The organism is Tistlia consotensis USBA 355 (genome assembly GCF_900177295.1).
In the GTDB taxonomy this organism is placed as follows: domain Bacteria; phylum Pseudomonadota; class Alphaproteobacteria; order Kiloniellales; family DSM-21159; genus Tistlia; species Tistlia consotensis.
The window spans coordinates 71,957-95,838 of the sequence record NZ_FWZX01000018.1 but is presented as its reverse complement, the minus strand read 5'-3'; the positions used below and the strand labels follow the sequence as shown (position 1 = coordinate 95,838).

21 protein-coding genes are annotated in these 23,882 nt (G+C 71.9%); 4 read left to right on the top strand and 17 right to left on the bottom strand.

Going from position 1 to position 23,882, the window contains the following annotated elements:
- Positions 1 to 3: 3 nt before the first annotated feature.
- Positions 4 to 960, top strand: coding sequence for an ImmA/IrrE family metallo-endopeptidase (locus tag B9O00_RS32580; protein ID WP_143596287.1), 957 nt, complete (start codon positions 4 to 6; stop codon positions 958 to 960).
- A gap of 32 nt (positions 961 to 992) precedes the next feature.
- Here the strand turns inward: B9O00_RS32580 and B9O00_RS19845 are convergent, their stop codons facing one another.
- The 6 genes from B9O00_RS19845 to B9O00_RS19820 all read right to left on the bottom strand — a co-directional run bounded on the left by B9O00_RS19845 (position 993) and on the right by B9O00_RS19820 (position 6,907).
- Positions 993 to 2,054, bottom strand: a complete 1,062-nt coding sequence (locus tag B9O00_RS19845; RefSeq protein WP_085124470.1) for an L-idonate 5-dehydrogenase — start codon at positions 2,052 to 2,054, stop codon at positions 993 to 995.
- A gap of 17 nt (positions 2,055 to 2,071) precedes the next feature.
- Positions 2,072 to 3,280 (bottom strand): D-mannonate dehydratase ManD, encoded by a 1,209-nt coding sequence (gene manD, locus B9O00_RS19840; RefSeq protein WP_085124469.1) that lies wholly within the window; start codon positions 3,278 to 3,280, stop codon positions 2,072 to 2,074.
- 34 nt (positions 3,281 to 3,314) lie between these two features.
- Positions 3,315 to 4,595, bottom strand: coding sequence for a TRAP transporter large permease (locus B9O00_RS19835; protein WP_085124468.1), 1,281 nt, complete (start codon positions 4,593 to 4,595; stop codon positions 3,315 to 3,317).
- A 3-nt stretch (positions 4,596 to 4,598) separates the two neighbouring features.
- Positions 4,599 to 5,096 carry a TRAP transporter small permease gene (locus B9O00_RS19830; protein WP_085124467.1) on the bottom strand — a complete coding sequence of 166 codons (498 nt, stop codon included), beginning with the start codon at positions 5,094 to 5,096 and terminating at the stop codon, positions 4,599 to 4,601.
- 75 nt (positions 5,097 to 5,171) lie between these two features.
- Positions 5,172 to 6,155 carry a TRAP transporter substrate-binding protein gene (locus B9O00_RS19825; RefSeq protein WP_085124466.1) on the bottom strand — a complete coding sequence of 328 codons (984 nt, stop codon included), beginning with the start codon at positions 6,153 to 6,155 and terminating at the stop codon, positions 5,172 to 5,174.
- A gap of 50 nt (positions 6,156 to 6,205) precedes the next feature.
- Positions 6,206 to 6,907, bottom strand: a complete 702-nt coding sequence (locus tag B9O00_RS19820; protein ID WP_085124465.1) for a GntR family transcriptional regulator — start codon at positions 6,905 to 6,907, stop codon at positions 6,206 to 6,208.
- 127 nt (positions 6,908 to 7,034) lie between these two features.
- On the opposite strand from B9O00_RS19820, the gene B9O00_RS19815 reads away from it, so the two are divergent.
- Positions 7,035 to 8,486 carry a mannitol dehydrogenase family protein gene (locus tag B9O00_RS19815; RefSeq protein ID WP_085124464.1) on the top strand — a complete coding sequence of 484 codons (1,452 nt, stop codon included), beginning with the start codon at positions 7,035 to 7,037 and terminating at the stop codon, positions 8,484 to 8,486.
- 154 nt (positions 8,487 to 8,640) lie between these two features.
- On the opposite strand, the gene B9O00_RS19810 is transcribed toward B9O00_RS19815, so the two are convergent.
- Together B9O00_RS19810 and gtdA are read right to left on the bottom strand one after the other, a co-directional pair.
- On the bottom strand, positions 8,641 to 10,533 hold the full coding sequence (locus tag B9O00_RS19810) for a bifunctional sugar phosphate isomerase/epimerase/4-hydroxyphenylpyruvate dioxygenase family protein (protein ID WP_085124463.1): 1,893 nt from the start codon (positions 10,531 to 10,533) through the stop codon (positions 8,641 to 8,643).
- Between the two features lie 243 nt (positions 10,534 to 10,776).
- On the bottom strand, positions 10,777 to 11,841 hold the full coding sequence (gene gtdA / locus B9O00_RS19805; RefSeq protein WP_085124462.1) for a gentisate 1,2-dioxygenase: 1,065 nt from the start codon (positions 11,839 to 11,841) through the stop codon (positions 10,777 to 10,779).
- 84 nt (positions 11,842 to 11,925) lie between these two features.
- On the opposite strand from gtdA, the gene B9O00_RS19800 reads away from it, so the two are divergent.
- Positions 11,926 to 12,387, top strand: coding sequence for a MarR family winged helix-turn-helix transcriptional regulator (locus B9O00_RS19800; RefSeq protein WP_085124461.1), 462 nt, complete (start codon positions 11,926 to 11,928; stop codon positions 12,385 to 12,387).
- 19 nt (positions 12,388 to 12,406) lie between these two features.
- A complete protein-coding gene (locus B9O00_RS19795; RefSeq protein WP_085124460.1) occupies positions 12,407 to 13,612 on the top strand; it encodes a 3-hydroxybenzoate 6-monooxygenase in 1,206 nt (401 codons plus the stop codon).
- Here the strand turns inward: B9O00_RS19795 and B9O00_RS19790 are convergent.
- The 9 genes from B9O00_RS19790 to B9O00_RS19750 form a co-directional block, all read right to left on the bottom strand.
- Positions 13,609 to 14,847, bottom strand: coding sequence for a BatD family protein (locus B9O00_RS19790; protein WP_085124459.1), 1,239 nt, complete (start codon positions 14,845 to 14,847; stop codon positions 13,609 to 13,611). The genes B9O00_RS19795 and B9O00_RS19790 overlap by 4 nt on opposite strands.
- The gene (locus B9O00_RS19785; RefSeq protein WP_085124458.1) at positions 14,841 to 15,506 is read right to left on the bottom strand and encodes a hypothetical protein; all 666 of its coding nucleotides are present in this window, start codon (positions 15,504 to 15,506) and stop codon (positions 14,841 to 14,843) included. The genes B9O00_RS19790 and B9O00_RS19785 overlap by 7 nt, the downstream gene beginning before the upstream one ends.
- Position 15,507: 1 nt before the next feature.
- Positions 15,508 to 16,434 (bottom strand): VWA domain-containing protein, encoded by a 927-nt coding sequence (locus tag B9O00_RS19780; protein WP_085124457.1) that lies wholly within the window; start codon positions 16,432 to 16,434, stop codon positions 15,508 to 15,510.
- Positions 16,431 to 17,459, bottom strand: coding sequence for a VWA domain-containing protein (locus B9O00_RS19775; RefSeq protein WP_085124456.1), 1,029 nt, complete (start codon positions 17,457 to 17,459; stop codon positions 16,431 to 16,433). Before B9O00_RS19775 ends, B9O00_RS19780 begins: the two co-directional genes overlap by 4 nt.
- Entirely contained in the window at positions 17,456 to 17,917 is a 462-nt protein-coding gene (locus B9O00_RS19770; protein WP_085124455.1) for a DUF4381 family protein, read from the bottom strand. Before B9O00_RS19770 ends, B9O00_RS19775 begins: the two co-directional genes overlap by 4 nt.
- The gene (locus B9O00_RS19765) at positions 17,901 to 18,812 is read right to left on the bottom strand and encodes a DUF58 domain-containing protein (RefSeq protein ID WP_085124454.1); all 912 of its coding nucleotides are present in this window, start codon (positions 18,810 to 18,812) and stop codon (positions 17,901 to 17,903) included. Before B9O00_RS19765 ends, B9O00_RS19770 begins: the two co-directional genes overlap by 17 nt.
- Before the next feature lie 37 nt (positions 18,813 to 18,849).
- On the bottom strand, positions 18,850 to 19,854 hold the full coding sequence (locus tag B9O00_RS19760) for an AAA family ATPase (protein WP_085124453.1): 1,005 nt from the start codon (positions 19,852 to 19,854) through the stop codon (positions 18,850 to 18,852).
- Positions 19,855 to 20,067: 213 nt separating this feature from the next.
- Positions 20,068 to 21,801, bottom strand: coding sequence for a glycine/sarcosine N-methyltransferase (locus B9O00_RS19755; protein WP_085124452.1), 1,734 nt, complete (start codon positions 21,799 to 21,801; stop codon positions 20,068 to 20,070).
- Positions 21,802 to 22,412: 611 nt separating this feature from the next.
- Positions 22,413 to 23,855, bottom strand: coding sequence for a gamma-aminobutyraldehyde dehydrogenase (locus B9O00_RS19750; protein WP_085124451.1), 1,443 nt, complete (start codon positions 23,853 to 23,855; stop codon positions 22,413 to 22,415).
- Positions 23,856 to 23,882 lie beyond the last annotated feature (27 nt).

Here is a 23,882-nt window from a genome sequence, read left to right as displayed (position 1 = left end):
GCTTTGGATTTCAGGGGTGCCTTCGCGTCACAGCGGACAGACTTCTATCTGAGATTTGTCGAACCGCTGAGGGTTCGGCTTGAGAAGGCGAATTTACGTGAATGGATAGAACTTCAAGCTGATCGCTTGGCGGTATTCGGACGAGTGGGCAAAAGCATTCACTTCGGTCAGGCCTATTTGGAGGCTTTGTCCGCTGATGTCACGACCATCGCCTGGGAGCAGGCGCGGGCGCAGGGGCGGTCGTTTGGGTGGACGGCCGATGTAACCTTAGAATCCGAGCGAGCGAATGTTTCTCAACTCATGCTAGCGAGCAACAAGGATCAGCGAGCTGTTCTAGCACACGAACTCGCCCACACCATCCTATGGAAAGATCGAACCTTCTCTCGCTGGCATGAGGAGAACCTTCTGACCCAAGACCCTGGGATTGAGCGGTTGGCCGACGATTTAGCGCGAGCGCTTGTTTTGCCGCGCTCGCTCCTGGCGGACGTCGGCCTCCCAACATTAGAAGATCTTGTATCTGGGTCGGGTCCATCTCTATTAAAGATAATTTGGGATTCAGCGGTGCCGACAAGGCTCGGATTGACTCGAATAGTGAGCAGCCTTTGCGCTGGGCGTTGCTTGATCTTTTGTCTTTGCGTGCGAAAGCCGGGCGCAGATTTGTTCAGTCGGCAGCCCAGCGAGCATATGATTTTTGCGAAGTGGATAGTCGATATCGCGCCCGTATTTGATCAGAGCGGCGACGCCGACTATGTATTCTGTGACGCGGTGGCACTGAGTGTAGCTTTGCGTCCGAAGCCGTCGTGCGAATTCTCCGCTGGGAGCGTCATCGAACGCCATACGTTGGACGTGATCTTCACAAAGAACGCTCAAGGCTATCTTAAGGGATTTTTGGGAGCAAAGGTAATGGCGGTGGATGGTTCTGACGTGGAGGAGAATATTTATTTAGTGTCATTGGCTTAGAATGAATGGCCGGTTACAAAACTCGTACCTTTTTATTTGTTAGTCTTCCTTTCGAAGGTCAGCTGCACCTTCATCGCCCGGCTGCGGTCGCCGGCCAGCGCGAAGGCGCCCAGGGCGTCCTCGACCGGCACGCTGTCGGAGATCAGCGGCCGGACGTCGATGCGCCGCTCAGAGATCAGCCGGGCGGCGACCGCGAACTCCTCGTGGAAGCGGTGCGTGCCGACGAAGTTGATCTCCTTGCCGACGATCATGTTGATCGGGATCGGCAGGTCGCCGGTGACGCCGACCTGGACCAGGGTGCCGCCCGGCCGCAGTGTCGCGAGCGCGGCGTGGATCGCGCTCGGCGCCGCCGAGCAGTCGAAGGCGACGTCGAACCAGCCCTTGTCGGCCTCGTACTCGGCCAGGGTCTGCTTCGGCACGTTGACCGTGCGGGTGGCGCCCATCGCCGCCGCAGTCTCCAGCGCCGCGGCGTGCGGGTCGGTCGCGACGATCTCCAGGGCGCCGGCGTGCCTGGCCGCCGCGATGCAGAGCGAGCCGATCGGGCCGCTGCCGGTGACCAGCACCCGGCGTCCGGCAAGACTGCCGGCGATCGCGCCGGCCCGGCGCACGGCGTGCAGCGCGACCGACAGCGGCTCGCAGCAGGCCGCCTCGCCGATCGTGACGCCGGGGCCGACCGGCACGCACTGGGCCTCGTCGACGACGATCAGGTCGCGGAACAGGCCCTGCTCGTGGGGCTGGCGCATGGCCGAGCCGCGGAAGCGCATGGTCAGGCAGTGCTGCTGCTGGCCGGCCTGGCAGAAGCGGCAGGTTCCGCAGGGGCGGCTCGGATTGACCGCGATCGGGTCGCCGGGCTTGACCGCCGTCACGCCCTCGCCGACGGCCTCGACGATGCCGGCGGCCTCGTGGCCCAGGATGATCGGCTCGCGCACCCGGATCGGGCCGAAGCCGCCGTCCTGGAAGTAGTGCAGGTCGGAGCCGCAGATCCCGCCGGCGCCGATCCGCACCAGCACCTCGCCGGGCCCGGGCCCGGCGATCTCGTCGGTCTCGACCCGGAGGTCGCCCTTGGCGTAGAGGCGGCAGACTCTCGTTTCCATGCCTCGCGTTTCCATCGTCACCAGCTCCAGACGGTTCCATCCCTGAGGCGCGCCACCGGCAGCGCCGCGGGATCATAAGGGTACTTCGCGGCCAGGGCCTCGTCGATCTCGACGCCGTGGCCCGGCGCCTCGCCGGGGTGCATGTAGCCGGCCTCGAAGCGGTAGGCGTGCGGGAAGACCGCGTCGGTCGCCTCGCTGTGGCGCATGTACTCCTGGACCCCGAAGTTGGGCACCCAGAGGTCGAAGTGCAGGGCCGTGCCCATGCAGACCGGCGAGAGGTCGGTGGCGCCGTGGCAGCCGGTGCGCACCTGGTAGAGGCTGGCCAGGTCGGCGATGCGCCTCAGGTGGGTGAGGCCGCCGCCGTGCACCACCGTGGTCCGGATGTAGTCGATCAGCTGGTTCTGGATCAGGTCCTTGCAGTCCCAGATCGTGTTGAAGACCTCGCCGACCGCGAGCGGCGTCACGGTGTGCTGGCGGATCAGCCGGAAGGCCTCCTGGTTCTCGGCCGGCGTCGGGTCCTCGAGCCAGAACAGGCGGCAGGGCTCGACCGCCTTGCCGAGCCGCGCCGCCTCGATCGGCGTCATGCGGTGGTGGCCGTCGTGCAGCAGGTGGAAGTCCATGCCGTGACGCTCGCGGATCGCCTCGAAGAGGCGCGGCGCGAAGTCCAGGTAGGCCTCGGTCGACCAGACCTGCACTTCGGGCAGGCCCTTGGTCGCCGGCTCGTAGTAGAGCTCGCCCTTGGCGATGCCGTAGGCCGTGTCCAGGCCGGGCACGCCGGACTGCGCGCGCACCGCCTTGTAGCCCATCTCCAGGTAGCGGCCGACCGCCTCGACCGTCTCGGCGAGGTCGCGGCCGTTGGCGTGGCCGTAGACCATCACGCCCTCGCGGCTGGCGCCGCCGAGCAGCTGGTAGAGCGGCAGGCCGGCGGCCTTGGCCTTGATGTCCCAGAGCGCCGTGTCGACCGCGGCGATGGCGGACATGGTGACCGGGCCGCGGCGCCAGTAGGCGCCCTTGTAGAGGAACTGCCAGATGTCCTCGATGCGGTGCGCGTCGCGGCCGATCAGCCAGGGCGCGACGTGCTCGCTCAGGTAGGCCGCGACCGCCAGCTCGCGGCCGTTCAGCGTCGCGTCGCCGAGGCCGGTCAGCCCCTGGTCGGTGACGATCTTCAGGGTGACGAAGTTGCGGTCCGGGCAGCAGACGATGACCTTGGCATCGACGATCTTCAAGACGGGCTTCTCCCTCCTGGACGGGGCCGCGCCGTCACTTGCCGAACACCAGGTTCGGCAGCCAGAGCGACAGGGCCGGCACGTAGGATACCAGCAGCAGAACGAAGAGGTTGACCAGCAGGAACGGCACCAGGGCGCGCACGACCTGGCCGAGCGGCACCTTGGCGATGTTGGCGCAGACGAACAGGCAGACGCCGACCGGCGGCGTGGTCAGGCCGATCATCAGGTTGAGCACCGCGAAGGTCGCGAAGTGCACGGGATCGATGCCGACGCTCTGGGCGACCGCGAGCAGCGGCCCGAACAGGATGATCAGCGCGGCGATCGTCTCCATGAACATGCCGACGAACAGCAGCAGCAGGTTGATGATCAGGATGACGAGGTACTTGTTGTCGGTGATCGCCAGCACCGAATGGGCCAGCATCTGCGGGATCTGCTCGGAGGCGAGGATCCAGCCGAAGACGTTGGCGAAGCCGACCAGCACCAGGATGCCGGCCGAGGAGATGGCGCTGTCGATCATCACCTTCGGCACGTCGCGCAGCTTGAGGCCGCGGTAGATGAAGACGCCGACGACGAAGGCGTAGACGCTGGCGACGATCGAGGTCTCGGTCGGCGTCACCTTGCCGCTCATCAGGCCGCCGATGATCAGCGCGGTCATGGCCAGCGCCCAGGCGGCGCCGAGGAAGCTGCGGCCGAGCCGGCGCCAGCCGGCCCAGGGCTGGTGCGGATAGCCGCGCCGCCGGGCCAGCTGGTAGCAGACGATCATCAGGCCGAAGCCGAGCAGCAGGCCCGGCACGGCGCCGGCCAGGAACATCCGGCCGACCGAGATGCCGGCCAGGGCGCCGACGATGATCATCGGCACGCTCGGCGGGATGATCGGGCCGATGGTCGAGGAGGCGGCGGTCAGCGCCGCCGCGAAGCCGGCCGGGTAGCCGCTCTTCTTCATGCCGGGGATCATCACCGCGCCGATCGAGGCGGCATCGGCGACGGCGGTGCCGGAGATGCCGGCGAACAGCATCGAGCCGGCGACGTTGGTCAGGCCCAGGCCGCCGCGGATCCAGCCGACCAGGGCGTTGGCGAAGCCGACGATCGCCTCGGTGATGCGCCCGGCGTTCATCAGGTTGCCGGCCAGGATGAAGCCGGGGATGCAGAGCAGCACGAAGACGTCGATGCCGGCGTAGAACTTCTGCGGGATGACGACCAGCGGGATGCCGGCGATCAGCAGGTAGGCGGCCGAGGACAGGCCGAGGGCCACTGCGACCGGCACGCTGGCGACCAGGCAGAGCAGGAAGAGGCCGAGCAGGGCGGCGAGGGCCATGGCTCAGTCCCTCCCGGTCCCGGCCGGTACGTCGGCGTGGGGAGCGAGCAGCAGCTCGGCGATCTCGGCCAGCGCGAAGAGGCCGAGCGAGCCGGCGGCGATGGTCGTGACGACGTGGACCAGGCTCATCGGCCAGCCGAGGGTCGGCGAGGTCTGGAAGGTGCCGATCGCGGTGAAGTCGAGCGAGGGGCCGAACATCGCGACGGCCAGCAGCAGGGTCGCGAGGCAGGCCAGGATCCGCATGGCCCGGCGGCCGCGCGGCGGCAGGGCGGCGACGGCGATGTCGACGTCGACCAGGTCGCGGCTGCGCAACGCCAGCCCGGCGCCGGCGGCGGCCAGGTAGAGCAGGGCGAAGCGGGTCAGCTCCTCGGTCCAGACCGGCGAGTGGGGCAGGAAGCTGCGCGCGACGATCTGGATCGCGACGGCGCCGACGATGACCGCGAAGGCCGCCAGCACGACGGCGCGCGACAGGGCGACGATCAGGCGGAGGAGAGGGACCAAGAGGGTACTCCGGGGGCGGGAAGAGGCAGCCGCCGGCGGCCGGGCGGGCCGCCGGCGGCGCGCAGGCCTGCCGGCCTACTGGCCGGCGAAGATCTTCTCGACCGTCGGCCGGATCTCCTCCTTGACGCTGGCCAGCACGGCGTCCTTGGCCTTGGCGGCGAAGGCGGCCTTGTCGACCTCGACGAAGGTCATGCCCTTGGCCTTGAGCTCGCCGGTCAGCTTGTCCTCGTCGGCCAGGAACAGCTGGCGCTCGTAGGCCTGGGCGGTCTTGGCGGCCTCCTGGACGGCCTTCTGCTCGTCGGGGGTCAGCTTGGCGAAGCTCTTCTCGCCGATCGCGAGATAGATCCAGCTGCGCACGTGCTCGGTCAGGTTCACGTACTTCTGGACCTCGAAGAAGCTGGCGCTCTTGATCAGCGCGAGCGGGTTCTCCTGGGCGTCGATCGTGCCGTTCTGCAGCGCGGTGAAGACCTCGGAGAAGGCCATCGGCGTCGGCTGGGCGCCGAGCGCGTTCCAGACGTTGACGAAGAGCGGCACGTTGGGCACGCGCAGCTTCAGGCCGTTCAGGTCGGCCGGGCTCTTGATCGGCCGGTTCGAGGTCAGGTTGCGCGGGCCGCGCGCGAAGTAGGCGAGCGGCCGGATCTTCGCCTTCTCGAGGATCTCCTGCTCGATCTCCTTGCCGATCGGGCCGGAGGCGACGGCGTCCATCTGCTTGAGCGAGGTGTAGGCGTAGGGCAGGGCCAGCAGGGCCGCCTTCGGCGCCCAGTTCTGCAGCGACTCGCCGGTGATCGTCATGTCGACCGTGCCGAGCTGCATGCCGTTGATCAGGTCGATCTCCTTGCCCAGGGTCTCGTTCGGGAAGACCTGGACCTCGACCTTGCCGTCGGTCAGCCTGGCGACCTCCTCGGCGAACTTCAGGCAGGCCTTGTGCCAGATGTTGTCCTCGTTCGCGAGGTGGCCGAGCTTCAGCGTGACGTCGGCGGCCTGGGCGTGGGTGCCGGCGAAGCCGATCAGGGCGGCGGCCAGCGCGCTGGCGGCAAGGATCTTCAAGCGTCTCGTCATGACGGTTCCTCCTGTTGCGGGACGGTGGTTTCTTGTTGTCGCGGCACGCGCTACGGCAGCGCGTCGAACAGCCGGGGATGGGCCGCCGCGATCTGCGGCAGCGACTTCAGGATCTCGCGCAGGTGCACGCGGATCGCCGCCTCGGCGGACTTGCGGCTGCGCGCCTCGAGGGCGTCGACGATGCGCTCGTGCTGGTCGATCAGGACGGCGGTGCTGGTGGCCCCCCCGAAGCTCAGGTAGCGCACGCGGTCCATCTGCGCCTTGACCTCCTCGACGACGCGCCAGGCGTAGGCCTTGCCGGCGATCTCGGCGAGCGTGCGGTGGAAGGCCTCGTCGGCGGCCAGGAAGCCGGCGTGGTCGGTCTCGGGGATCGCGCGCTGGGCGGCGATCTGGGCGCGCAGGCCGGCGATCGTCTCGGCGTCGACCTCGGCGACGGCGGCGCGCACGACATCGGCCTCGATCGCCTCGCGCACGAAGCGCGCGTCCATCACCGCGGCGACCTCGATCTTCTTGACGAAGGTGCCGCGCTGCGGCCGGACCTCGACCAGGCCGGCGCCGGCCAGCTTGATGAAGGCCTCGCGCACCGGCTGGCGGCTGACCGCGTAGTCCTTGGCGACCTCGGTCTCGGACAGCACCTGCCCGGGCTCGAAGTCGAGCTGGATGATCCGCGTGCGCAGGCGCTGGAACAGCTGCGCGGCGATCGGCTCCTGCGGCTGGATCTCGTCGGGTTTCCTGGACGCGGTGAGCGCCATCGGCGGCAGTTCCCCGGACCGGGACGGGCGGCGCCCGTCCCTCGATTGCGCGCGGACCCTGCCATACTTCCATACAAGTTCGCAATACCATACAAGTATGCCAGTCTGTGCGCGGGGGAGGACGGCGATGACGGAGCGGCTTTCGAACGCGACCCTCGGGCGGTTGCCGGCCGGGGTCGCGCGCCCGCCCTACGACCGCAGCCGGCTGACGCCGGGTCTCGTCCATCTCGGCGTCGGCGCCTTCCACCGCGCGCACCAGGCCGTCTGCACCGAGGCCGCCCTGGCGTCGGAGCCCGACGGCGCGCTCGACTGGGGCATCGTCGGCGCCAGCCTGCGCTCGCCGGCGACCCGCGCGGCCCTGGCGCCGCAGGACGGCCTCTACAGCCTTGCGGTGCGCGACGGCCTCGGCGAGCGGCTGGCCGTGGTCGGCGCGCTGCTGGACGTGCTGGTCCTGCCGGGCTCGGCAGAGGCGCTGCTCGGTCGGATGGCCGACCCGGCCACGCGGATCGTCGGCCTGACGGTCACCGAGAAGGGCTATCACCTGGATCCGGCGAGCGGCGCGCTCGACCTCGCGGCGCCGGCCGTCGCCGCCGACCTCGCGAGCCCGCGGGCGCCGGGCAGCGTCCACGGCCTGATCGTCGAGGCGCTGCGCCGGCGCCGGGCGGCGGGCCTGGCGCCCTTCGCGGTGCTGTCGAGCGACAACCTCTCCGACAACGGCCGGGTGCTGCGCCGCGCCGTGCTGGCCTTCGCGGGCGCCCTCGATCCGGAGCTGGCGCGCTGGATCGAGGGCGAGGCGGCCTTCCCCTCGACCATGGTCGACCGCATCACCCCGGCGACGACCGAGGCGGACCGCCTGCGCATCGACCGGGCCCTCGGCCTGGAGGATGCCTGGCCGGTCGTGACCGAGCCCTTCTCCCAGTGGGTCATCGAGGACGACTTCCCGCTCGGCCGGCCGGCCTGGGAGGCGGGCGGCGCAGTCTTCTCGAGCGACATCGGCGCCTGGGAGCGCATGAAGCTGCGGATGCTCAACGGCGCCCATTCGGCGATCGCCTACCTGGGCCAGCTGAAGGGCCACCCGACGGTCGATGCGGCGGTCGCCGACCCGGAGATCGCCGGGCTGGTCGAGGGCCTCTGGGCCGAGACCGCCGGGACCTTCGCCGCGCCGAGCGATCCCGCAGCCTACGCCCGCGCCCTGATGGCGCGCTTCCGCAACCCGGCGCTCGGCCACCGCACCGCGCAGATCGCCATGGACGGCTCCCAGAAGCTGCCGCCCCGCCTGCTCGCGCCGCTGCGCGACCGCCTGGCGAAGGGGGCGCCCTGTGGGCACCTGACAACGGCGGTCGGCGCCTGGATGGCCTATGTCGTCGTGCGGATCCGCGCCGGTGGCGCCGCGGCGCTCGACGATCCGCTCGCGGATAAGATCGCGGCGCGGCTGGCGGGAGTGGATCGGACACCGGCGGCGCTGGTCGGGGCGCTGCTGTCGCTGGAGGCGGTGTTCGGGCGGGACCTGGCTGACAGCGAGACGCTGCGGGAGGCGCTGGTCGAGGCGGTGGAGCGGTATCTGGGCGGCTACGCCTAAGGTCCCCCTCACCCGCCTCGCTCACGCTCGGCGCCCTCTCCCCTGAAGGGCGAGGGCTTACGTCGGCGCTCCGGTCAATCCCTCGCCCTTCAGGGGAGAGGGAGGGGCCCACGGCGAAGCCGTGGGAGGGTGAGGGGGCCGTCAGCCGTGATGCCTAGCGCCGCGGCACCGCGGGATGCCGGGCGCTCAGGCTCTGCGCGGCCAGGCGAATCGGGGCGTTGGCGGCGCCGAAGCCGGCATAGGTGCCTCGGCGCTCGACGATCTCGAAGAAGAAGCGCTCCTGGAACGGCCGGGTGTAGAGCTGGAAGTAGTCGCCGGCCTCGTCGCGGTCGAACAGCACCGCGTTGGCGCTGAGCCGCTCCAGCAGCTCGGGCTCCAGGCCGAAGCGCGCCTCCAGGTCGTCGTAGTAGTTGTCGGGCACCTGCAGCAGTGCGACGCCGTTGGCCTCGAGCGCCGCGGCGCTGGCGAAGATGTCGGAACTGGCGAAGGCGATGTGCTGCACCCCCGAGCCGAAGAACTCCGAGAGGAAGCGGGCGGCGAGGGTGCGGTGGCTCTGGGTGCCGTTGAGCGGGATGCGCACGGCCTTGTCGGCGCTCTCGACGACCTGGCTGCGCACCAGCCCGCCGGGGTCGGCGATGTCCAGCTCGGGCGTGCGCTCCATCTCGAAGATGGAGGTATAGAACAAGAGCCAGGACAGCATCTCGTCGTATTCCATCGACTGCGAGACGTGGTCGATGCGGGTCAGGCCGGCGCTCTTGCGGGCCGGCGCCCCGGGCCGGTCGGCCGGCCGGAACTCGATCTCCCAGACCCGCGCCAGCTCGCTCTTCGGGTCGGTGAAGTAGAGCAGGCTGCCGCCGACGCCGCGGATCGCCGGGACCTCGAGCTCGCCGGGGCCGACCGGCTGGCTGAAGGGCTGGGCGAGCAGGGCGCGGGCGCGCTCCATCGCCGCTCCGGCGTCCTCGACCTGCAGGCCGACGGCGCAGACTCCGGGCCCGTGGGTCAGCCAGGAGGCGTGGGCGAAGCCCTCCTTCTCGGCGTTGACGACGAGGTTGATGCCGCCCTCGCGCCACCATTCGACCGCCTTCGAGACGTGGCGCCCGGCGCAGGCGAAGCCGAGCGCGGCGAAGAGCTCGGCGAGCTGCTCGGCGCCCGGCTCGTCGACCGCGAACTCGACGAACTCGACGCCGAGCGGACGCGCGCGGGCCGGCAGCAGCCCGTCTGTCCGGCCGGCGGAGCGGGCGACCTGGTCGGCGACGGCGATCAGCGAGCGCCTGCCGTCGACCGCGACCTGGCGCGCCGAGCCGGCGCGGAACTGGTCGTTGAAGATCTCCAGCGACAGGTAGCCGGCGTAGCCGGTCGCCTCGACGGCGGCCAGGAAGCCGGCCACGTCGAGCTGGCCCTGGCCGGGCATGCAGCGGAAGTGCCGGCTCCAGGACAGGAGGTCCATCTCCAGCTTCGGCGCGTCGGCGACCTGGACCAGGAAGATGCGGTCGCCGGGGATCCGCCGGATCGTCTCGGGGTCGAGGCCGGGCGCCAGGGTGTGGAAGGAATCGAGCACCAGCCCGACCGCCGGATGGTCGGCGCGGCGCACGATCTCCCAGGCGTCGCGGTGGTCGCTGACGTGGCGGCCCCAGGCCAGCGCCTCGTAGCCGATCCGGAGGCCGCGCCGGGCGGCGCGCTCGCCGAGCTCGCGGAAGTCCTCGGCGGCGCGGTCGATGCCGCCGAGCGCTGCCGGCGAGACGTTGGAGCAGACCAGCATCAGGTCGGTGCCGAGCGCCTGCATGACGTCGAACTTGCGCTCGGCGCGCTCGAAGGCGCGGCCGCGCTGCGGCTCGGGCAGCCCCTCGAAGTCGCGGAACGGCTGGAACACCGTGACCGCCAGGCCGGCCTCGCGGACCAGGCGGCCGACCTCGGCGGCGCCGGCCGGGTAGGCCAGGAAGTCGTTCTCGAAGATCTCGACGCCGTCGAAGCCGGCGGCGGCGATGGCGTCCAGCTTCTCCCGGAGGTCGCCGGACAGCGAGACGGTCGCGATGCTGGTTCGGTGCATCTCCGGATTTTCCCATCGGAAGCCGTTGTTGCGCAATACACTAACTAGTTAGTACAATATGACTTCTGGCGGGCGGTCAAAGCTTCCGCCCCGACTGCTGTCGGAAAAGAGGGATCGGTCGGACCCTACCGCCCGTGCCGGTCGCCTCGACAGGCGGCCGCCGCCGTCCCCCGCCGAACGAACGAAATCCCTTCGTGCCCGCGCGCCAAGCCCCTCGGGAGAGGCGGGCGTCGGCCGACCGGTTCAGCCGTTGCCGCGGTCCTCCCGCCACAGGCCGAGCTTCTCCTGCACCGGGCGGTCGGAGAAGCTGAACAGCACGCTCTCGGCCTCGGCCTCGTGGCTGACCGGGAACCAGCTGGGCGCCACGAAGATGTCGCGCGGGCCCCACTCGATCGTCTCCTCGCCGATCCGGCTGCGGCCGCCGCCCTCCAGGCAGGCGAAGACCGTGGCGTCGGTGCAGCGGTAGCGCCGGGTCGCGAAGCCCCCGGGCAGCAGCTGCAGGAAGGTCGCCATGGTCGGCATGGCATGCTCGCCGGTCGCCGGGTTGACGTAGCGCAGGCGCAGGCCGTGGCAGGGATCCCAGTCCTGGGCACGGGCGAGCTGGTCGAGCGCCTCGCGGCTGCGCGCGTAGGGGTACCAGAAGACCGGCGAGGTCGGACTGGCCGCCGAGGGGTGGAAGTCGACCGGCAGCAGGTTGCTGCCGTAGCGTGCCAGGGAATCGCCGTTCGGCCGGGTGATCGGCTGCTCGTCGGCGCCCAGGTGCTCCAGGAAGGAGGCGTCGAGGAACTGCACCAGCGGGATGTCCAGGCCGTCGAGCCAGTAGATCGGCTCGTCGGTCTCGTTGCCGTGGTCGTGCCAGGTCATCGAGGGCGTGATAATGAAGTCGCCGGGGCTCATCATCACCTTCTCGCCCTCGACCGCGGTGTGCGCGCCCTTGCCCTCGAGCACCAGGCGCAGGGCCGACTGGCTGTGGCGGTGGGCGGGCGCGACCTCGCCGGGCAGCACCAGCTGGACGCCGGCATAGAGCGAGGTGGTGATCTTCGACTGGCCGCGCAGGCCGGGGTTCTCCAGCACCAGGACGCGGCGCTCGGCCTCCTTGGCGGTGATCAGGGCGCCGGCCTCGACCATCGCCTCGCGGATCGCGTCGAAGCGCCAGCCGAACGGCCGGCAGGCGCTCTTCGGCTCCCGGGTGATCAGCGAGCCCAGCACCGTCCAGAGCGCGGTCATGTTCGACTTGTCGATCTTCTCGTAGAAGGCCTCGCGCTTGCCGTTCCCGCCGGCCTTCGCCGGCTCGTCCCTCGACGCCATCGCATCCTCCCGTGGCTTCGGCTTGATGGACAGCATACTCATATTCAGTATGCGGTCCATCTATCGGCGCGCGGGGAGGCGGCCATGTTCCTGGACGACGTCTACGGCAAGCCGGGCCACCTGATCCGCCGGGCCCAGCAGATCGCGGTGGCGATCTTCGTCGAGGAGTGCCGGCATCTCGACCTGACCCCGGTGCAGTACGCCGTCCTGGTCGCGACCCGCGACGCGCCGGGCATCGACGCGACGCGCCTCTCCGAGGTCATCGCCTACGACCGCTCGACCCTCGGCAGCGTGCTCGACCGGGTCGAGGAGAAGGGCTGGGTCGAGCGCCGGCCGAGCCCGGGCGACCGGCGGGTCAAGCAGCTCTTCCTGACCGAGGCGGGGGCGGGCCTGCTCGCGGCCGCCGAGCCGCACGTGCGGCGCGCCCAGGAGCGCATCGTCCAGCCGCTCGCCGAGCCGCAGCGGCAGGAGCTGATGCGCCTGCTCGGCGCCCTGGTCGAGCTCAACAACGAACATTCGCGCGTGCCGCTGAAGCGCGCGCTCTGACGACGAAGCGGAGGAAGAGATGCCCAAGGACCAACCGATCCTGATCGCCGGCGGCGGCATCGGCGGCCTCGCGACCGCCATGGGCCTGGCGCAGAAGGGCTTCCGCAGCCTGGTGCTGGAGAGGGCCGTGAAGCTCGGCGAGATCGGCGCCGGCATCCAGCTCGGCCCGAACGCCTTCCATGCCTTCGACTACCTGGGCGTCGGCGATGCCGCGCGCGCCATGGCGGTCTACATCGACAACCTGCTGCTGATGGACGCGATGAGCGGCGCGGAGATCACCCGCGTGCCGCTCGGCGAGGCTTTCCGGACGCGCTTCGGCAATCCCTACGCCGTGGTCCATCGCGGCGACCTGCACGGCGTCTTCCTGCGCGCCTGCGAAGAGAGCCCGCTGGTCGAGCTGCGCACCAGCGCCGAGGTCGTCGGCTACGGGCAGGACGACAGCGGCGTCACGGCGCGCCTCGCCGACGGCGGGACGGTGGCGGGCAGGGCCCTGGTCGGCGCCGACGGCCTCTGGTCGAACGTGCGCCGCCAGGTCGTCGGCGACTCGGCGCCGCGGGTCTCGGGCCACACGACCTATCGCTCGGTGATTCCGCTGGAGCGCATGCCCGAGGCGCTGCGCTGGAACGCGGCGACCCTCTGGGCCGGGCCGAAGTGCCACGTGGTGCACTACCCGCTCAGCGGCTGGAAGGTCTTCAACCTGGTGGTCACCTACCACAACGACGCGCCCGAGCCGGTCGCCGGCAAGCCGGTGCCGGTCGAGGAGGTGCGCCGCGGCTTCGAGCACATCCACGAGCTGCCGCGCCGGATCATCGAGCAGGGAAGCGACTGGAAGCTCTGGGTGCTGTGCGACCGCGACCCGGTCCTGGAGTGGCAGGACGGCCGGGTCGTGCTGCTCGGCGACGCCGCCCACCCGATGATGCAGTACTTCGCGCAGGGCGCCTGCATGGCGATGGAGGATGCGGTCTGCCTCGCCCGCTCGGTCGAGCAGTACGAGGGCGACGTCGAGGCCGCCTTCGCGGCCTACCGCGACAGCCGGGTCGACCGCACCGCCCGGGTCCAGCTGCAGTCGCGCCTGATCGGCGACCACATCTACCACCCGGCCGGCGGCCACGCGCACCTGCGCAACACCATGCTTGGCTCGATGTCGCCGAGCGACCACTACGATGCCCTGCAGTGGCTCTACGGCGGCTCCGGCCTCGCCGTCGGCGCGGCGGCGGTGCGCTAGAGCGCGCCGCGCCGCGCCCGCAGCAGGCCGCGGGCGAGGGCGCCGAGGTCGGGGGGCTCGCCGGTTCCCGGCGGGCCGAACAGCAGCCGGTCGAGGCGCCTCAGCTGGAGCTCGACGGCCTGCGGCAGCGGCGGATCGCGACGCAGGGCCCGTCGGCGGCGCAGCAGGCGGAGGGCCGCGGCGCGCACCGCCGCCGGATCGCCCTGCCTGGCCGCGGTGCGCAGGGCGCGCGCCTCGGGCGCGAGCGACAGGCCGAACCGGTCCAGCCCGGCCAGGATCTCGGCCCGCGGACGCAGCCGCCAGCCGGGTAGCAGGAGCAGCAGTCCGAGCAGGAAGCCGGCGAGGAAGCCGCCCGGCACGGCCAGCCGGAGGGCAAGGCCGCGCTCGGGGCCAGGTCCCGCTGCCGAGCGGCCGAGCCGGCGCGGCGGCAGTGTCGCCTGTCGCATCTCGCGCGTCTTGGTGTCGAACCAGGGGATGCTGAGGGCCGCCAGCGTCGGCGTGGTGTCCGAGAAGAGCCTGACCGTCCAGTGCCAGGTCACGCTCGAGACCGGCCCCTCGGGTGTCAGCCGGGTCGCGCGTTCCTCGGGATCGGAGAAGACGCTCAGCCCGGCCGCTCGCAGGACCGGGGCGGGCGGCAGCAGCTCGGGCCCGACGCCCGCCGCCTCCAGGGTGACGCTGCGCTGAGCCAGCTCGCCGGGGGCGAGGCTGCCGGGCGGCTTGCTCCATCGCTCGCTCAGCTGCACCTCGCGGGCCGGCAGCCACCAGTCGATGCCGGCCGGCTTGGGCTGGACCTCCAGGAGCAGTGGCGCGGACGCGACAGCGCTCTCGTAGCGCTGTCCCTGGCCATCGATCAGCGTCAGGTGGTGGACGAAGGGCGGCACCACGAGCCGGCCGCTGTGCCGGGCGAAGAGCGCGACGCCGCGCTCGAAGGTGCGGACCCGGCCGCCGGCGCCGCCGGTCTCGTCCCAGTGGTCGGCGCCCAGCTCGATCCAGCCGAAGTCGGGCGAGGCGGGCAGCTCCAGCTCCTCCCGCGCGATCGTGCCCTGGTAGGAGCCGTGCAGAGCCAGCAGCACCATCTCCTGCGGATAGGGCGTCTCCGACGGCGCCTCGCGCAGGACCTCGAGCCGCAACTCCGGCGCGTCGGTCTGGGCGGCGGGGGCGCGGGTCGCCGGGGCGAGGCCGCAGGCGAGCGCCAGCAGCCCGGCGAGCAGGCCGTTCCGCCGGCGGCTCACCATGGGTCGCCGCCCTGCGCGACCGCCAGGCCGGCGGCGACCCGCCGGGCGTGCTCGGCGATCAGGCGCAGCTTCAGGTAGCGGCCCGGCTCGTCGGGCAGCGTCGCGAGCCACTGCCGGCTGGCGACGACCGACTGCCCGGTCTGGCGCTTGGTCGTGTAGAGCTTCCGCAGCATGGCGACGATGTCCTGCTCGCTCAGCGGACGCGGCGCCGGGGCCTGCTCGCGCTGTGCCCTGTCGCCGGCCCGGGGCTGCGCGGCGACGGTCTCGGTCCGGCCGCCCGACACGTCCTCCCCGATGACCGGCTCGACGAGCGGCGCGATCAGGTCGCGGTCGGCGTGGGCCTCCGCGTCGCCCGGATCGCGGAAGATCACGGCGTCGTAGGCGGCGACGGCCTCCCGGTAGCGGCCGGCGAAGGCCAGCGCGTTACCGCGGTTGAAGCTGGCGCTCGGCCCGGTCCGCCGGAACGCCTCGGCGGCCGCGCCGAATTCGCCGGTCCGGTAGAGCGCGACGCCCCGCCAGGCGGGGTCGCCGAGCAGACGGCTCGCCGTCCGGTCCAGGCCGAGCCCGAGGGCGAGCCGGCCGAACGGAGCCGTGCCGCCGAGCAGCAGGGCCGAGGCGGCGGCGATCACGAGCAGCGCGGCGGTGGCGGCGAGACGCATGTCAGGCCCTCCGCCGGAACAGCGCGAGGGCCGGCAGCAGCGCGGCCAGCAGCAGGTAGCGGCCCCAGTCGCGCCAGAACAGCGCCGAGAGATCGTTTTGCGCGATCCGCGAGGCCTGCTCCCCGCCGAGCGCCTCGGCGAGCTCGAGCGGGTGGTCGACCGAGCCGCCGAGGCCCTCGCCGAGCGCGGCCAGGGCGTCCAGCTGCCGGCGGTCCGGGAGCGGCCCGCCGGCCGGGTCGGGGGCGGGCGGCACGAAGAGGGTCGAGACCCGGCCGCCGGCCGCGACGATCTTGCCGACCTCCTGCCGGGCGGCTTCGTCCAGGCCGCCGCCATCGGTCACCAGGACGACGTCGCCGGCGACGATGTCCGCCTGCCGCAGCGTCCGGCCGGCCAGGGCCAGGGCGCGGTCGGGCCGGCTGCCGGCGTCCGGCACCGTCGCGCCGTCGAGCACCGCGATGGTCGTCCCGAGCGCCTCGGCATCGGTCGTGAAGGCGCTGGCGAGGTAGGCGTCCCCGGCATAGACGACGAGCGCCAGCGGGCGGGCGCCGCTGCGCTCGGCGACCAGGCGCGCGGCGGCCAGCGCCTCCGGCAGGTAGCCGCTCTCGGCGACCGAGCGCGACAGGTCGAGGACCAGGACGATCCCGTCGAGATTGCGGAAGGCCGGCGCGTCGCGGGTCTCGCGGGCCGGGCCGGACAGCGCCAGGGCGATCAGCGCCGCGGCGACGGCCGGCAGCCAGTCGTGGCCGCCGCGGCCGGGAACGACGCGGCCGAGCCGGCGCAGGGCCGCCATCAGGGCCGGATCGACCGCCCGGTCCCAGCCGCCGAGCAGCCCGGCGCGGCGCGCCGAGAGCAGCGCCAGCAGGGCGACGGCCGGCAGGGCGAGGAGCCAGGCGGGCCGCAGCAGCGCGATGCCGCCGAGCTCGATCATGCCCGCCTCCAGCGTCTGCGGGCGGGCCGGGCCCGGAAGCCGGAGGCGAGCCGCGGCAGCCGGATCGCCACGCGCTCCAGCAGGATGCCGAGGGCGAGCAGGAAGGCGAGGCCCGCCGGGTAGGTCCAGAGCGCCCGGTAGACCAGGGTCGGAGGGGCGTTCCGCAGGCTCGGCTCCAGGGCGTCGATCGTGCCTGCCACGGCCTGGAGGTCGGCACTGGTCCGGACCCGGAAGGCGGTGCCGCCGCTCGCCTCGGCGATCGCCTTCAGGGTCCGCACGTCGACGGCGTCGCCCGGGCGGCCCGGGTCGTCCAGGGCTTGCGGCCCGAGGGCGATGGTGTAGATCCGGACACCCAGCTCGGCGGCGAGGCCGGCCGCGTCGCGCGGGTCGACACTGCCCGAGGTGTTGGAGCCGTCGGAGAGCAGGACGACCACGCGGGAGGCGGCGTCCGAGCGGGCGAGCCGCTTGAGCGCGAGCCCCAGGCCGTCGCTGATCGCCGTCGAGCGCCCGGCGATGCCGACGGTCGCGGCCTCGATGCCCTGGGCCACGGCTTCCGTATCGAAGGTCGGCGGTACCGCGAAGAACGCGGTCTCGCCGAAGATGACCAGGCCGACGCGGTCGCCGCCGCGGCCGCGCACGAACCGTTCGGCGACGCGCTTGACCGCTGCGAGACGGCTCACGGGCGCGCCGTCCAGCCGGAAGTCGCTCTGCTCCATGCTGCCGGAGAGATCGAGGGCCAGCACGATGTCGCGGCCGCTGGCCGGCAGCGCCGGTGCCGGCGCGACGACCCGGGGGCCGGCCAGCGCGACGACGAGGCAGAGCCAGAGCAGGCCGGGGACCAGCCGGCGCGCCGCCGCGCCCCGTACCGTTCCCTGCGCTGAGGTCCGCGCCTCGAGGCCCTCGCCGATCGCGCTCGGCACCAGCAGCGCGCCGCCGCTTCCGCCCGCCGGCGGCAGCAGGCGGTGCGCGAGCAGGGGCAGGGGCAGCAGCAGCAGGGCGAGCGGCGCGGCGAGGCCCCAGGTCATGGCCGGAGCCTCGTCCGGCGCAGCAGCCGGGTCAGCTCCCGGTCGATCGACTCGGGGTCGAGCGCGGCGTCGCGCCGGTAGAGCGCCTCGCGGAGGCGGGCGCCGGCGCCGGCGGTGAAGAAGTCCGTGCCGAGCCGCTGGTCGAGCAGTCCCGGCCAGTCCTCGGCGCGCACCGGCTCCCCCTCCTCGATCTCGGCGGCCAGCCGGCGGAGCAACCGGGCCTGGGCGAGCAGGCGCTCTTCCCGGGGCAGGGTCCGGCTGCCGGCCAGGTCCGCGAGGAGGCGGCGGCGCGGCGAATCGGCCGGCCGCAGGAAGGCGCGCGCCAGCAGCACGACGAGGATGGCGAGGAGGAGGCCGGCCGCGAAGGCCGCCGCGACGTCGGCCAGCACGGCCCCGGTGTCCAGCGCGGGCAGCCGGAGCCCGTGCAGGCGGGCGAGCCGGTCAGCGACGTCCACCATCGAAGAAGTCCAGTTGCTCGGCCATTGCCTCGGGCGGCACGCTCGCGTCGACGGCGACGGTGCGGATGCCGGCGCGCGCCATCCGTTCCAGCCTCACGTCCGTGACCTTGGGGCGCCGGCCGGCCCGGCAGGAGGCCCAGCGCACCGCGCCGCCGGTGGTGAAGGGGTAGGAGCCGTCCGGCGGGCTCCGCTCGAAGCGGTCGGTGATCAGCAGGATGGTCAGGGCGGTGCGGCGGTCGAGGGCGCACGCCATCGCGTCGAAGTTCCGGCCCGGCCGGTCGAGCCCGGAGCCGAGCACCAGGAAGCCGCCGCTCCGCCCCAGCCGGGCGGCGAGCTCCAGGGCTTCCTCCAGCGGCGGCTCCTCTGCGTCCGGCCCTGCGGCCGCGGCTTCGAGGGCCCTGCGGTGGGCGGCCGCGAGGCCGCCGACGACGTCGACCATGCCGCGGGTCCGCCCGCGCGGCGGCACGAACAGCGGCTCGCCCGAGCCGAAGGCGAGCAGGCCGACGCGGCCGCCCGCATCGACGATCCGCCAGCCGGTCATGGCCAGGGCCTCGGCGGCGGCGACCGAGCGCAGCGCCCGGCGCGTGCCCCACAGCATCGAGGGCCGGAAGTCGGCGAGCAGCAGGCCGGAGCGGTCGCGCTCGTCGCGGAAGGTCCGCACGTGCGGTTCTCCGGTCCGGGCCGTCGTATTGCGGTCGAGGTGGCGGATGTCGTCGCCGAAGGCGAAGGTCCGGACGTCCACGGTCTCGAGGCCGCGGCCGCGGCGGCGCGTGACGAAGCCGCCGGGCAGCCCCGTCGGCGCGAGATGGCGCTCCGGGATGTTGCGCACGACGTGGCGCAGCTTCAGCAGGCTCTCGGTGTCGGCGGCGACGCCGGGCGCGCTCAGGGGATCCATCGCCCGGCTCCGGGCCGGCGCGCCGGCGACGGGCGCCTCACAGCGGCTGCACCCGGTCGCAGAGCCGGTCGATCAGGCGCCGCGGCGTCTCGCCGTCGGCGGCGGCGCGCCAGGTCAGCACGAGGCGGTGGGCCAGCGCGTCGGTCGCCAGCTCGGCGACGTCCTCGGGCAGCGCGTAGTCGCGTCCCGCGAGGTAGGCCCGGACCTTGGCCGCCGCCGCCAGGGCCAGGGTGCCGCGCGGCGAGACCGGGTGCTCGACGGCGGCCTGCAGCTCGGGCGCGATCGAGGGATCGCGCGTCGCCGTGACCAGGCGCACGATGTAGTCCTTGAGCGCCGGCGCGAGGTGGACCTGCAGGGCGGCCGTACGCGCCTCGCGCAGCGCCGCAAGGTCGAGGCGGTCGCTCTGCGGCAGGGCCGGGTCGATGGTTTCGCGCTCGACGAGGTCCAGGATCTCGCGCTCCTCGACCGCGTCGGGCAGCTCCAGCACGACATGCAGCAGGAAGCGGTCGAGCTGGGCCTCGGGCAGCGGGAAGGTGCCCTCCTGCTCGATCGGGTTCTGCGTCGCGACGACCATGAAGGGATCGGGCAGCGGATAGGTGGTGCCGCCGGCCGTGACCTGGCCCTCGGCCATGGCCTCGAGCAGGGCCGACTGCACCTTGGGCGGCGCCCGGTTGATCTCGTCGACCAGGACCAGGGAGTGGAACACGGGGCCGCGCACGAACTCGAAGCTGCCGCGGTCGGGCCGGAAGACCGGCGTGCCGGTCAGGTCGGCCGGCATCAGGTCGGGCGTGCACTGGATGCGCGAGAAGGAGGCGTCGATGCCCTGGGACAGCAGCTTGACGGCGCGGGTCTTGGCCAGTCCCGGCGCGCCCTCGACCAGCAGGTGACCGCCGGACAGCAGGCCGATCAGCAGGCGCTGGACCAGCGGCGTCCGGCCGACCAGGCCGCGGGACAGACGCTCCGCGAGCGCGCCGATCCGCCCCCCGACGGCGACGGCGGCGGCCTCCGGCAGCCCTTCGGCGTGGCGCGCGCCCTCCCGCATGTCCCCGGTCTCCACGTTCTCGAGCAAGGAACGACGGGCCGGAGCGCCCGTGCGGCGAACCGGCCGGGAAGAGCATCGGTTGCACCGGCCGGGCTGTCAATCGCGGTCGGCTGGTGGCGGGCCGCGGGGCCGGGGCTGCCAGGCAGGAAAACGCCGGGCGCGGTCTCCCCTCCGCGCCCGGCCTGCTTCTCCCAGAGGAAGCGTCTCTTCAGGTCAGTTCCGCGCGGGCTTGCGGAAGTGCAGGATGCCCCAGGCCAGCCAGCCCTGGTCGGCGGCCTTCACCCAGTTGTCGAGGCCGACCAGCATGCGGTCGAGGTAGCTCCTGCTGGAGAGCCCGGCCAGCTCCTCGTAGTTCGCCTTCAGCTCCTCGCCGACCCGGGCGTAGTGGGTCCTCAGGTTGCCGGTCAGCTCGACCAGCTCGACCGTCTCGAAGCCCAGCTTCTCGGCGGTCTCGCGGTAGGAGCCGAAGGAGCCCAGGCTCTCCAGGTGGATGCGGTCGTAGACCGGCTGCAGCACGCCCTCGGGGCAGTCGTCGGCCTGCATCGGGTCGGTGAAGATGAAGGAGCCGCCGGGCTTCAGCACCCGCAGGGCCTCCTGGAAGACCTTCTCGCGGTCGCCGCTGTGCAGGATCGCGTCCTGCGACCAGACGACGTCGAAGGAGCCGTCCCGCTCGGGAATGTCCTCGAAGGTGCCGTGCACCACCGTCACCTGGTCGTTCAGCTTCTGGCGGCGGTTGAGGTAGCGGTTGGTGTCGTTCTGGGTCTCGCTGACGTTGAGGCAGGAGACCTCGCAGCCGTGGGTCCTGGCCAGCAGCCGCGCCGCGCCGCCGTAGCCGGCACCGATGTCGAGCACCCGGCTCTCGCGGCCCAGGCCCTCGAGCCGTCCGGCCATGGCCTCGATGGTCCGCCGGCTCGCCTCCTTGATCCGGTCGGTCTCCTCGTAGAGGCCGATGTGGATGTCCTCGCCGCCCCAGATGCGGTGGTAGAAGGCGTCTGCGTCATCGCTGTCGTAGTAGTCCTCGGCGACCGCGCGGGTCTGCTCGCGGATCTCGGAGCCGGCCCCGCCGGTCTCGGCCTGCGGCGCACGGACCTGGACCTGGCGGACCACCGACTTCTCGGCGACATGGATCAGGAAGTCGGGCTCGTGGTCCTGGAAGTCCTCCTCGAAGTCGCCGTAGGTGTGGACCCGCTCGAAGCCGGCCTCGCGCAGCAGGCGGCGCAGGTAGTTCTTGCGCAACGGGAACATGTTCAGGGTGTAGGACGAGTCGTCGGGAAAGGAGTACTTGAAGCGGATCAGGCCGTCGTCGAAGTATTCCGGTTCGGCACTCACCCGGCGGCCGCAGTAGTAGTACTTGTGCGTCGTCGTGAAGCCGTGGTCGAGGATGGCGTCGTAGTTGCGCTGGTCGATGATCAGCAGGCCGTCGTGCTTGAGCGCGGCGTAGAACTCGGCGAGCGCCCGGCGCCGGTCCATCTCCTCGAACAGGTGGGTGAAGGAGTTGCCCAGGCAGACGATCGCGTCGGCCTTGCCCTGGATGTCCCGGTTGAGCCAGCGCCAGTCGGCCTGGGTGGTCTTCAGGATCAGGCTGCGTTTCCTGGCGTTCTCGAAGGCCTTGGCCAGCATCGCCGCGTTGCCGTCGACCGAGGTGACGTCGAAGCCGGCCTCGGTCAGGCGCACCGAGTGGAAGCCGGTGCCGCAGGCGACGTCCAGCACCTTCTGCTTGCCGCGCGAGCGCAGGATGTCGATGAAGAAGTCGCCCTCGCCGGCCGCGCGCGCGTCCCAGTCGATCAGCTCGTCCCACTTCTCGACGAAGGTCTTCACGTACTCGGCGCGGTAGTGGCCGGTCTCGCGCTTGGCCAGGGGGTCCCGGCCGTAGTCCTGGGTCACGGCGGTCAGTTCCGCGTTCTCCAGGCGCTCGATCTCGTCGCGGCGCATCGTGTCGGAGGTCATTCGTCCCGGCTCCTTTTTCGTCATGGGCCCGCGGCCGGGCGGCGCGCGGGGCGGGGGGCAGTGGCAGGCTGGCTCGGTCGGCGCCGCTCCGGGACGATCGGACGGCGCAGCGGCAGCGTCGCTCTGAGACGACGCGTCATCGGGCTGCGGGCCGATTCTGGGGCGGGCCGGACCCAGGCCGGCCTCGACGATCGGGACCGCGCGTCGCCGGTCCGCGGCAGCGCGGAACCAGCCGATCCGAAAGGATGCGCGGAAGCCGGAGGGCTCCCGATCAGGGTGCGGTTCGACGCTCGCCGTCGCGGGCTCCGAACCTGACGATCAAAGGTTAGCAGGCCGGGAGATAATTCTAAGGGTTAAATTGGATTCTTTCTGTGCTACGTTTTCCCGCTTCCATCCAGACTCCTCGTCTCGTCTCAGTAGTACAGGCCTGAACAGAACGACGTCCGAACCTCGCCGTTGGCTGTGGTGACTGGGTGTCTGAATGTGACGATTTGGTGAAGCCGGCGAATCCTCGACATCAAGTCTCGCTGCTGCCGTTGGGACACGGATTGTTCGGCCGGCGAGTCCCCGCGGCCTCGCCGCGCCTCGCCCCCGGGAGTGCCCGGCGTCCGCTATCCGAACTTGACCATGACATGGCGGACGGCGCTGTAGTCCTCCAGGGCGTAGAGCGACAGGTCCTTGCCGTAGCCCGACTGCTTGACGCCGCCGTGCGGCATCTCGTTGGCCAGCATGAAGTGGCAGTTGACCCAGGTGCAGCCGTACTGCAGGCGCGCCGCCGTCGCCATGGCGCGGCCGACGTCGCGGGTCCAGACCGAGGAGGCCAGGCCGTAGTTCGAGTCGTTGGCCCAGGCGACCGCCTCCTCGGCCTCCTTGAAGGGCGTTACCGAGACGACGGGGCCGAAGACCTCCCGGCGCACGATCTCGTCCTCCTGCAGGGCACCGGCGACGACCGTCGGCCGGTAGTAGAAGCCGCCGCCGGGGGCACTCTCGCCGCCGGTCGTGACCTCGACGTGGTTCAGCTCGGCGGCGCGCTGCACGAAGCTGGCGACCCGGCTGCGCTGGCGCTCGGAGATCAGGGGGCCGATCTCGTTCTCCGAGTCGTCGGGGCGGTCGTAGCGGATCGAGGCGACTGCCGAGGTGAGGTCGGCGACGAGGCGGTCGTAGATCTTCGGGCCGGCGTAGATCCGGCAGGCGGCGGTGCAGTCCTGGCCGGCGTTGTAGTAGCCGAAGGTGCGCACGCCCTCGACCACGGCCTCCAGGTCGGCGTCGTCGAAGACGATGACCGGCGCCTTGCCGCCGAGCTCCAGGTGGGTGCGCTTCACGGTGCGCGCGGCGGCGGCCAGGATTTTCTTGCCGGTCGCGATGTCGCCGGTCAGCGACACCATGTCGACGCCGTCGTGGCTGATCAGGTGGTTGCCGACCGTCTCGCCGCGCCCGACCACCACGTTGAGCACGCCCTTCGGGAAAATCTCCGCGGCGTGCCGGGCCAACAGCAGGCTGGTCAGCGGCGTCTGCTCCGAGGGCTTGATGATCACGGCGTTGCCGGCGGCCAGCGCCGGGCCGAGCTTCCAGGCGGCCATCATCAGCGGGTAGTTCCAGGGCGCGATCGAGGCGACGACGCCGATCGGGTCGCGCCGGATCATCGAGGTGTGGCCCGGCAGGTACTCGCCGGCAGCGCTGCCCGGCAGGCAGCGCGCCGCACCGGCGAAGAAGCGGAAGACGTCGACCACCGCCGGGATCTCGTCGGCCAGCACGGCATGGTAGGGCTTGCCGCAGTTCAGCGCCTCCAGCCGGGCGTACTCCTCGGCATTCGCCTCGATCGCGTCGGCCAGCGCCAGCAGCAGGCCGGCGCGCTGGCCCGGCGTCGACAGCCGCCAGCCCTCGAAGGCCGCGCGGGCCGCGGCGACCGCGGCGTCGATCTGCTCGGGCGCGGCCTCGGGCAGCTCGATCAGGGTCGCGCCGCTGCGCGGGTTCAGCACGGTCTCGGCCTGCTCGCTGCCGTCGAGGAACGCGCCGCCGACCAGCATCTTCGTCTCGGTGATCTGAGAGGACATCGTCGTCTCCTCGGCTCCTCGCTCTGC

Bases quoted from the DNA above. Each gene is read 5' to 3' on its own strand.
- B9O00_RS19845 (WP_085124470.1), bottom strand. From the start codon at position 2,054: ATGGAAACGAGAGTCTGCCGCCTCTACGCCAAGGGCGACCTCCGGGTC.
- B9O00_RS19835 (WP_085124468.1), bottom strand. From the start codon at position 4,595: ATGGCCCTCGCCGCCCTGCTCGGCCTCTTCCTGCTCTGCCTGGTCGCC.
- B9O00_RS19825 (WP_085124466.1), bottom strand. From the start codon at position 6,155: ATGACGAGACGCTTGAAGATCCTTGCCGCCAGCGCGCTGGCCGCCGCC.
- B9O00_RS19820 (WP_085124465.1), bottom strand. From the start codon at position 6,907: ATGGCGCTCACCGCGTCCAGGAAACCCGACGAGATCCAGCCGCAGGAG.
- B9O00_RS19815 (WP_085124464.1), top strand. From the start codon at position 7,035: ATGACGGAGCGGCTTTCGAACGCGACCCTCGGGCGGTTGCCGGCCGGG.
- B9O00_RS19810 (WP_085124463.1), bottom strand. From the start codon at position 10,533: ATGCACCGAACCAGCATCGCGACCGTCTCGCTGTCCGGCGACCTCCGG.
- gtdA (WP_085124462.1), bottom strand. From the start codon at position 11,841: ATGGCGTCGAGGGACGAGCCGGCGAAGGCCGGCGGGAACGGCAAGCGC.
- B9O00_RS19800 (WP_085124461.1), top strand. From the start codon at position 11,926: ATGTTCCTGGACGACGTCTACGGCAAGCCGGGCCACCTGATCCGCCGG.
- B9O00_RS19795 (WP_085124460.1), top strand. From the start codon at position 12,407: ATGCCCAAGGACCAACCGATCCTGATCGCCGGCGGCGGCATCGGCGGC.
- B9O00_RS19790 (WP_085124459.1), bottom strand. From the start codon at position 14,847: ATGGTGAGCCGCCGGCGGAACGGCCTGCTCGCCGGGCTGCTGGCGCTC.
- B9O00_RS19785 (WP_085124458.1), bottom strand. From the start codon at position 15,506: ATGCGTCTCGCCGCCACCGCCGCGCTGCTCGTGATCGCCGCCGCCTCG.
- B9O00_RS19780 (WP_085124457.1), bottom strand. From the start codon at position 16,434: ATGATCGAGCTCGGCGGCATCGCGCTGCTGCGGCCCGCCTGGCTCCTC.
- B9O00_RS19775 (WP_085124456.1), bottom strand. From the start codon at position 17,459: ATGACCTGGGGCCTCGCCGCGCCGCTCGCCCTGCTGCTGCTGCCCCTG.
- B9O00_RS19770 (WP_085124455.1), bottom strand. From the start codon at position 17,917: ATGGTGGACGTCGCTGACCGGCTCGCCCGCCTGCACGGGCTCCGGCTG.
- B9O00_RS19765 (WP_085124454.1), bottom strand. From the start codon at position 18,812: ATGGATCCCCTGAGCGCGCCCGGCGTCGCCGCCGACACCGAGAGCCTG.
- B9O00_RS19760 (WP_085124453.1), bottom strand. From the start codon at position 19,854: ATGCGGGAGGGCGCGCGCCACGCCGAAGGGCTGCCGGAGGCCGCCGCC.
- B9O00_RS19755 (WP_085124452.1), bottom strand. From the start codon at position 21,801: ATGACCTCCGACACGATGCGCCGCGACGAGATCGAGCGCCTGGAGAAC.
- B9O00_RS19750 (WP_085124451.1), bottom strand. From the start codon at position 23,855: ATGTCCTCTCAGATCACCGAGACGAAGATGCTGGTCGGCGGCGCGTTC.